The sequence below is a fragment of the Streptococcus devriesei DSM 19639 genome, assembly GCF_000423725.1.
GTDB lineage: Bacteria > Bacillota > Bacilli > Lactobacillales > Streptococcaceae > Streptococcus > Streptococcus devriesei.
Genome location: NZ_AUIN01000008.1, coordinates 1 through 1382 on the forward strand (window position 1 = coordinate 1; position 1382 = coordinate 1382).

Sequence of the window (1382 nt, forward strand, 5' to 3'; positions counted from 1 at the left end):
ACTGGAGGCCCGAACCAGGGCACGTTGAAAAGTGCTTGGATGACTTGTGGGTAGCGGAGAAATTCCAAACGAACTTGGAGATAGCTGGTTCTCTCCGAAATAGCTTTAGGGCTAGCGTCGAATGATGACTCTTGGAGGTAGAGCACTGTTTGATTGAGGGGTCCATCCCGGATTACCAATATCAGATAAACTCCGAATGCCAAGCAGTTAGTATCGGCAGTCAGACTGCGAGTGCTAAGATCCGTAGTCGAAAGGGAAACAGCCCAGACCACCAGCTAAGGTCCCCAAATAATTGTTAAGTGGAAAAGGATGTGGGGTTGCACAGACAACTAGGATGTTAGCTTAGAAGCAGCTATTCATTCAAAGAGTGCGTAATAGCTCACTAGTCGAGTGACCCTGCGCCGAAAATGTACCGGGGCTAAAACAATTTACCGAAGCTGTGGATTACCTTTTAGGTAATGGTAGGAGAGCGTTCTATGTGCAGAGAAGGTGTACCGCAAGGAGCACTGGAGTGCATAGAAGTGAGAATGCCGGTATGAGTAGCGCAAGATGGGTGAGAATCCCATCCACCGTAAGACTAAGGATTCCAGGGGAAGGCTCGTCCGCCCTGGGTTAGTCGGGACCTAAGGAGAGACCGACAGGTGTATCCGATGGGCAACAGGTTGATATTCCTGTACTAGAGTATAGAGTGATGGAGGGACGCAGAAGGCTAGCTCAGCCGGACGATTGGAAGAGTCCGGCCAAGCAGTGAGGCGTGGATTGAGTCAAATGCTTAGTCCTTTAACGCTGAGCTGTGAAGGGGAGCGAAGTTTAGTAGCGAAGTGAGCGATGTCACGCTGCCAAGAAAAGCTTCTAACGTAAATGTATACTCTACCCGTACCGCAAACCGACACAGGTAGTCGAGGCGAGTAGCCTCAGGTGATCGAGAGAACTCTCGTTAAGGAACTCGGCAAAATGGCCCCGTAACTTCGGGAGAAGGGGCGCTGACTGAGAGGTCAGCCGCAGTGAAAAGGCCCAAGCAACTGTTTATCAAAAACACAGCTCTCTGCAAAATCGTAAGATGACGTATAGGGGGTGACGCCTGCCCGGTGCTGGAAGGTTAAGAGGAGTGCTTAGACGTTAGTCGAAGGTATGAATTGAAGCCCCAGTAAACGGCGGCCGTAACTATAACGGTCCTAAGGTAGCGAAATTCCTTGTCGGGTAAGTTCCGACCCGCACGAAAGGCGTAATGATTTGGGCACTGTCTCAACGAGAGACTCGGTGAAATTTTAGTACCTGTGAAGATGCAGGTTACCCGCGACAGGACGGAAAGACCCCATGGAGCTTTACTGCAGTTTGATATTGCGTATCTGTGACACATGTACAGGATAGGTAGGAGCCAA

General features: G+C 50.2%; 1 rRNA gene. It reads left to right on the plus strand.

The window, feature by feature from the left end:
• A 23S ribosomal RNA gene (locus G573_RS0101425) occupies positions 1–1382 on the plus strand; the annotation flags it as partial.